Source organism: Frankia sp. CcMO1, assembly GCF_977945845.1.
Genome location: NZ_CDWTMG010000242.1, coordinates 1 through 7,309, shown reverse-complemented (window position 1 = coordinate 7,309; position 7,309 = coordinate 1). Strand labels below are relative to the sequence as shown.

General features: G+C 67.3%; 5 protein-coding genes. 4 read left to right on the top strand and 1 reads right to left on the bottom strand.

Going from position 1 to position 7,309, the window contains the following annotated elements:
* The first annotated feature begins 316 nt into the window (after positions 1–316).
* The 3 genes from aspS to AC08OU_RS20620 all read left to right on the top strand — a co-directional run bounded on the left by aspS (position 317) and on the right by AC08OU_RS20620 (position 4,833).
* On the top strand, positions 317–2,167 hold the full coding sequence (aspS, locus tag AC08OU_RS20630) for an aspartate--tRNA ligase (RefSeq protein WP_476601734.1): 1,851 nt from the start codon (positions 317–319) through the stop codon (positions 2,165–2,167).
* A gap of 224 nt (positions 2,168–2,391) precedes the next feature.
* On the top strand, positions 2,392–3,540 hold the full coding sequence (locus tag AC08OU_RS20625) for a glutamate--cysteine ligase (RefSeq protein WP_462203016.1): 1,149 nt from the start codon (positions 2,392–2,394) through the stop codon (positions 3,538–3,540).
* 75 nt (positions 3,541–3,615) lie between these two features.
* On the top strand, positions 3,616–4,833 hold the full coding sequence (locus tag AC08OU_RS20620; protein WP_476601733.1) for an amidohydrolase: 1,218 nt from the start codon (positions 3,616–3,618) through the stop codon (positions 4,831–4,833).
* Between the two features lie 4 nt (positions 4,834–4,837).
* On the opposite strand, the gene AC08OU_RS20615 is transcribed toward AC08OU_RS20620, so the two are convergent.
* Positions 4,838–5,278, bottom strand: a complete 441-nt coding sequence (locus tag AC08OU_RS20615; protein WP_011435148.1) for a gamma-glutamylcyclotransferase family protein — start codon at positions 5,276–5,278, stop codon at positions 4,838–4,840.
* Positions 5,279–5,471: 193 nt separating this feature from the next.
* Here AC08OU_RS20615 and AC08OU_RS20610 point away from each other — a divergent pair, with 193 nt between their 5' ends.
* A complete protein-coding gene (locus AC08OU_RS20610; protein ID WP_476601732.1) occupies positions 5,472–6,953 on the top strand; it encodes an NAD(P)H-quinone dehydrogenase in 1,482 nt (493 codons plus the stop codon).
* The last annotated feature ends 356 nt before the right edge of the window (positions 6,954–7,309 follow it).

Here is a 7,309-nt window from a genome sequence, read left to right as displayed (position 1 = left end):
GACAAGCAGGACGTCCGATACGAAGCAACAGTCACCATCGCCGCGATCAACGAATGGCTGCCCCGATAAACTTCCCAAACAGGCCCTAACGGCGAACGATCTCGCCGTGCGGGCCCGTGCGGCCTGTCCGGCCTGTCCGGCCTGTCCGGCCTGTCCGGCCTGTCCGGCCCATGCGGTCGCCGGGAGCGGCGGTCTCGCGGTTACCGGCCGATAGGGTCAGGACTGGATCCCGCGACGGGCGCAGTGACATCGCCACACATCTGGCGAGAAAAGTACCCGGCGGGCCGGACCAGACTGCGATGGGAACAACGGATCGATGACTACGACCCAGTCGACCACCGGCGAGCTACCGATCCCGGTGGCGGGGGCCGCCACCTCGGGCGGGCGGCAGCGCACGGCCATGCGCACACATCTGTGCGGTGATCTGCGATCGGATCACGTTGACCAGACCGTGACGGTGTGTGGCTGGGTGGCGCACCGCCGTCAGCACGGCCAGTCGCTGACCTTCGTCGACCTGCGTGACCATTCCGGGATCATTCAGGCGGTCGTCGACGGCTCGGTCGACGTCCGGACCGAGTACGTGTTGCGGATCACCGGTACCGTCGCCGTCCGCCCGGAGGGGACCGCGAACCCCGCCCTGGCCACGGGCGAGGTCGAGCTACGCGACTGCGAGGTGCAGGTGCTCTCGGTCGCGACACCGCCGCCGTTCCCGCTGGACGATCGAGCCGACTCCGTCGATGAGACCATTCGTCTCGCCTACCGCTATCTCGATCTGCGCCGTGACCGGATGCAGCGCAACCTGCGGATCCGCTCGGCGGTTCTTGCGGCGATGCGCTCGGCGCTCGCCCCGCTGGACTTCGTCGAGGTCGAGACGCCGCTGCTGATGCCCTCGACACCGGAGGGAGCGCGGGAGTTCATCGTCCCGTCGCGCCAGTTCCCAGGCAGTTTTTACGCCCTCCCGCAGTCACCCCAGCTTTTCAAGCAGTTGCTCATGGTGGGCGGGACGGATCGCTATTTCCAGTTCGCCCGATGTCTGCGCGACGAGGACCTGCGGGCCGACCGGCAGTACGAGTTCACCCAGCTCGACCTCGAGATGAGCTTCGTGGACCAGGACGACGTGCTCGGCGTGACGTCGGCGGCGGTTTTGGCCGCGGCCCGGGCGGTGACCGGCGGCCCCGTGCTGCCGATCGAGCGGATGTCCTGGCACGAAGCGATGAACCGCTTCGGGGTCGACAAGCCGGACCTGCGGTTCGGCATGGAACTCATAGAGCTGACCGCGGTCTTCGCGAGTAGCGGTTTCAAGGCGTTCGCCGGGGCCGAGGCCGTCAAGGGAATCCGCGTACCCGGCGGGTCAGCCTCGCACAACCGGCGCAAGCTCGACGATCTCACCGCGCGGGCGAAGGGACTGGGTGCGAAGGGCCTGGTCTGGATGCGGGTCGGTCCCGGCGGCGAGCTGGAGTCCCCGGTGGCGAAGTTTCTCGCCGCCGAGGAACTCGCCGGCATCGTCGCGGCAACCGCGGCGGTGGCGGGCGACCTTCTTCTCCTGGTCGCCGACGAGTGGGCGACCACCTGCGAGGTGCTCGGCCAGCTTCGCAACGATCTGGGCCGCCCGCCGGCCGGCGAAGGTCCCTTGCGGTTCGTGTGGGTCGTCGACTTCCCGCTGTTCGTCGGGGTGGATCCCGGCACCGGACGGCCGAAGCCGGGGCATCACCCCTTCACCCGTCCGCACCCCGACGATGTGGACAAGCTGGAGACCGATCCGCTCGCGGTGCGTAGCCGGGCGTACGACCTGGTGCTCAACGGCTGGGAACTCGGATCTGGCTCGATCCGGATCCATGAGAGCGATCTCCAGCAGCGCATCTTCGGGATCCTCGGAATCTCGCCGGCGGAGGCGAAGGCTCGATTCGGCTTCTTCCTCACCCCTTTCGGCTACGGGGCGCCACCGCACGGCGGATTCGCGGTGGGGATCGACCGGTTGGTGGCGATCCTCGCCGGTGAGGAGAACATCCGGGAGGTCATCGCTTTTCCCAAGACCCAGTCGGGACTCGACCCGTTGACGGGCGCCCCGACGCCCGTGACCGATCGTCAGCTGCGTGAGCTGGGGGTGCGGGTGGTCACTGCACCGGCACCGGCACCGGGACCGGGACCGGGCCCGGTAGCCGTCTGAGCGCGTCGGGCCCGGCCGATGGGCGGTGAGGTGGTCGGGCCGGGCATTGCCGCGACCAAGCCTTTGGCCAGCTCCCCGGTGGGGGGTGGTGGGGTAGGAACGGGCTGAATGGGGTAGTCACCTTCTGCCGCCCGTGAGCCGACCTGCTGCCCGTGAGCCGAGCCGGTGGGTGACGGCTGTCTGGTGCTGGTACCGACCCCGAGATCCCGACCCGAGGAGGCTAGGTGCAGATCCCTTTCTCGTCGTCGTCGAGCACCAGTCTCGGCATCGAATGGGAGCTGCAGCTCGTCGACCAGCAATCGCGCGAACTTCGCGGCGAGGCCAGCGGGATTCTTCACGAGCTGCGGGCGAAGGCCGGGGAGCGCGAGGCGGCCAAGGCCAAGCACGAGCTGTTCGAGTCGACCATCGAGGTCGTCACCGGGGTCTGCGACTCGGTGGAGGAAGCGACCGCGGACCTGGCTGGAACCGTCTCGCTGCTGCGCGATCTGGCGGAACGGCGCGGGATCGGGCTGATGTGCAGCGGCACGCATCCGGCCAGTGACTATATGGGGCAGCGCATCACCGAGGATCATCGCTATTTCCGGCTGGTCAGCCAGATGCAGTGGTTGGCCCGGCGGCTGCTCATCTTCGGCGTCCACGTACACGTCGGAGTGCGGTCTGCGGACAAGGTCATGCCGATCGTGAACGCTCTGATGGCCTATGTCCCGCATTTTCTCGCCCTGTCGGCGTCGTCGCCCTACTGGCTGGGCGGAGACACCGGGCTGGCCTCATCCCGATCACAGGTCTTCGCGAGCCTGCCCACCGCGGGACTGCCGTACCCGTTGGAGGACTGGCCGGGTTTCGAGTCGTTCATGGAGACACTGATTGTCTCCGGCACCATCGAGACGATCCGCGAGGTCTGGTGGGACATTCGCCCACATCCCAACTTCGGCACCGTGGAACTGCGGGTCTGCGATGGTCTGCCGTCCCTGATGGAGGTGGGGGCGGTCGCGGCTCTCGCGCAGTGCCTGGTTGACCGCATGAACACCCAGATCGATCGTGGGTATCGCCTCCCGACTCCGCAACGATGGCTCGTGCAGGAGAACAAGTGGCGAGCGGCCCGGTACGGTCTGGACGCACAGATCATCGTCGATGGTCGGGGCGGTATCCGGCCGGTCCGGGACGAGATCACCGATCTCGTGGAGGATCTGCTTCCGGTCGCCCACCGCCTCGGTTGTTCATCCGAGCTCTCCGACGCGCTGACCATCCTGCGGACGGGCGCGAGCTATACCCGGCAGCGGGACGCCGCCCGGCGGGCCGGTGGAGATCTCATCCGGGTCGTCGATACCCTGCTCGAAGAGATGAACATGGGCCGTCCGGTAGTCGACGGCTAGACACGTCGGCGAATACCCCGAACCGCACGCGTTCAGGGCCCGCGTGGCGTGTGCAGGGAGGAGCCCGGCCGGCAGATGAAGGTTGACGAGACCGCGGCGGTCGCCGGGTGGGTGGCCGCGCACGAATCCGAGCTGATCGCGTTGCGTCGCGATCTCCACGCCCACCCGGAGCTCGGCCGGCGGGAGCACCGCACCGCCGAGCAGGTCGAGGCGCGACTCCGGGCCGCGGGACTGTCGCCGCAGCGCCTGCCGGACCTTCCTGGCCTGTGGTGTGATATCGGTCTCGGCGTCGATCATGATCCAGACGCTCCTGTGATCATGCTGCGGGCCGACATGGACGCTCTTCCGCTCTCGGATATCAAGGACGTGCGGTACCGCTCCACCGTTCCGGGTGTGGCTCACGCTTGCGGACATGACGTGCACACGACCGTGGCGCTCGGCGCCGGACTCGCGCTTGCCGAGATCGCACGCGTGTCTACGCTGCCCGGGACCGTGCGCCTGGTGTTCCAGCCCGCGGAGGAGCTCATGCCGGGCGGCGCGTTGGACGTCATCGACGCGGGAGTGCTGAAGCCGGTGACCACGGCGATCGCGGTGCACTGCGATCCGGCGCTCGACCTGGGCATGATCGGTCTGCGGACGGGTCCGATCACCTCTGCCGCCGATGCCGTCGAAATCACGTTGGCCGGGCCCGGCGGTCACACCTCCCGGCCACAGAACACAGTCGACCTGGTGTACGCGCTCGTCCGCCTTGCGGCCGATCTTCCTGCCGCGTTGGGGCGACTAGTCGATCCCAGGTCGGCGCTCTCCCTGGTCTGGGGTCAGGTGCAGGCGGGAACCGTTACCAACGCCATCCCTCGAACCGGTCAGCTCCGAGGCACGATCCGCACTTTGTCCCGGGAGACCTGGGAGAGCGTGCCGGCGCTGGTCACTCAGGTTGCCGAGCAGCTCATCGCACCGTACGGAGCACAGATCGTGGTCGACTACCGGCGTGGCGTGCCGCCCGTGGTGAACAGCGTGGATGTCGTCGAGGTCCTTCGGACCGTCGTCGACCGTGTGTTTGGTCACGGGGCCTCCAGCATGGTGGCGCAATCGCTTGGTGGCGAGGACTTCGGTTGGTATCTGAACCACGTGCCGGGGGCCTTGGCCCGATTGGGCACTCGGACACCCGGCGGCCACACCTACGACCTTCACCAGGGTAGCTTCGACGTGGACGAGAGAGCGATCGGTGTGGGCGTGAAGCTGCTTGCCGGCGCGGCTCTCGATCTGCTGACACAGACGCCACCGGCGCCGTGATGCGTCACGCAGTCGGTCGCGAACGGAGCTCGGCCACGTAGTCGGCGGGTGCCCCAGCCTTCTCCGCGGAATCGGCGATCATCTCGAGGTACCGGCGCGACGGGAGTCCTCCCTCGTAGGCGTCGAGAACATACGTCCAGGCGAGAGCCTCCCCATCGAGGGTGGAGACCCGCACCCGGATGCGGGTGTACAGGCCGGTGTCCGCGCCTTCCCAGACGTCGAGCCGTTCCAGGTCGTAACGGTCGAGGTCGTACAGAAGGACGTACGCGTGGGCACCCGGAGCCTCGACGATGGTCGGCAAGGCTCCATCCCAACCGACGTTCTCACCGCCGAACGTGAGGCGCCAACCGTTGATCCATCCAGTGCCGGTCACGGGCGAATGCGGGGCCCGCTCCTTCATCTGCGCCGGGTCGAGGTTGCCGGCGTAAGCCGCGTACAAGGTCATTGTGATCTCTCGGAGGGTTACGGTGCGTGATTATAACTGTAATTTCCGCTCATGAAAGGAGGAAGATGGCCCTACCTGACATCGCTGATGTCGGACTCCGTCTGCGATCCTACGGAGCCTTCCGCACCGGCAGGAGAGCGGCCGCGGCGGCGGGGCAAGATGATAAGGAAGCGATACCGGATCGGGAGGGCACGTGACTCGCATCATCATTCTTGGTGGAGGGCCCGGAGGCTACGAGGCGGCTCTCGTTGGAGCCTCACTCGGAGCGACGGTCACCGTCATCGACTCGGACGGGGTCGGTGGTGCCTGTGTGCTCACCGACTGCGTCCCCTCCAAAACCTTGATCGCGACTTCGGAGACCATGACGAACCTTGCTCTGGCTCCCGGCCTGGGTGTCCGCCCGCATAGTCTCGGCCCTGGGCTGGAACCGGCGTTGCCCCCCGTGGCCTGGGGGATCAGTACCGGCGCGGACTCGGGCACCCGGCCGCTCACGCCCCCGGAGGTCGTCAATGTGGATGCGGAGCAGGTGTACGAACGGGTCCGTGATCTAGCCAAGGCCCAGTCCCTGGACATCGAGCGCCGGCTCGAGCGCGAGAAGGTCGATGTCGTGCACGCCTCTGGGCGTCTTGTCGGGCCGCACGCAATCGAAACCAGCGCCGGTGAAACCTTCGTCGGCGATGTGATTTTGATCGCGACCGGCGCCTCACCACGCGATCTCCCCACGGCCCAGCCGGATGGTGAGCGGATTCTCACCTGGCGACACCTCTACGACCTCAAGGAGATACCCGAACATCTGGTCGTCGTCGGTTCCGGCGTCACCGGAGCTGAGTTCGCCAGCGCGTATCGGGCGCTTGGCGCCGAGGTCACGCTGGTTTCCTCGCGCGAACGCGTGCTGCCGGGGGAGGACCCGGATGCTGCCCGGGTCATCGAGGATGTGTTCGTGCGGCGTGGGATCGAGGTGCTCAACCGATCGCGGGCGGCGTCGGTACGGCGCATCGGGGACGGTGTGATCGTCGAGCTGACCGACGGCCGGACCGTCACGGGAAGCCATGCTCTGATGGCGGTTGGTTCGGTACCCCGCACCAAGGGCCTCGGGCTGACTGACGTGGGGGTGCGGCTTGGGCCTGGTGGGCATGTGAACGTGGACCGGATGTCGCGGACCTCGGTGCCGGGTGTCTACGCGGCCGGTGACTGCACTGGAGTCCTCCCGCTCGCATCGGTCGCCGCGATGCAGGGGCGTATCGCCATGTGGCACGCCCTCGGCGAGGCCGTCACACCCTTGCGGCTCGGGACGGTGTCGTCCAACATCTTCACCGAGCCGGAAATCGCCACCGTCGGAGTCACGCAGGTGATGAAGGACACCGGGGCAGTCGCAGCCGAGGTAACCACAGTTCCGCTCTTGCGGAATCCGCGGGCGAAGATGATGGGTATTGAGGACGGCTTCGTGAAACTGTTCTGCCGTCCGGGGAGTGGAAGCGTGCTTGGCGGTGTTATTGTCGCGCCGCGTGCATCCGAACTCATCCTCTCTATCTCGCTCGCGGTCGAACACGGTCTGACCGTCGATCAAATCGCACATACGTTCTCGATCTACCCGTCGCTCTCCGGCTCGATCACCGAGGCGGCTCGCGTCCTGCGTACGCGCGACTTCTTCGCGGGATTCGACAACCCGGAGTGAGCAGGGGCCCGGCAGGACCGCATGCGGAACCTCCTGCCATGTCGGGCTGCCATGCCGGGACGACGGCCGGCGCGGCGAGTACTGCCGACGCCTGCCTGCGGAGAAGGCTACGAGCAGGGCTTTTCCACCGGGCCGCGTCTGGGGGATCGTCTGTTCCCGTAGGCGCGGCCGGCGATGTCCGCGGGATGGAACCGGTTCGCGGCGTGGCTCTGACTCTCGGGCCGACGTGCCGAAGGCATCATCGTCTGAAGCATGCGGGTGAGTAAGAGGTCCGGGTGTCGTGTCGAAAAAGACACGGCGGGAAGCCCGGGACGGCCGGCCGCCCCGGGCTCACATGGCTCTTCGCGGAAGGTAAA

Coding starts and splice junctions, on each gene's coding strand:
- aspS (WP_476601734.1), top strand. CDS start 317: ATGACTACGACCCAGTCGACCACCGGCGAGCTACCGATCCCGGTGGCG.
- AC08OU_RS20620 (WP_476601733.1), top strand. CDS start 3,616: ATGAAGGTTGACGAGACCGCGGCGGTCGCCGGGTGGGTGGCCGCGCAC.
- AC08OU_RS20615 (WP_011435148.1), bottom strand. CDS start 5,278: ATGACCTTGTACGCGGCTTACGCCGGCAACCTCGACCCGGCGCAGATG.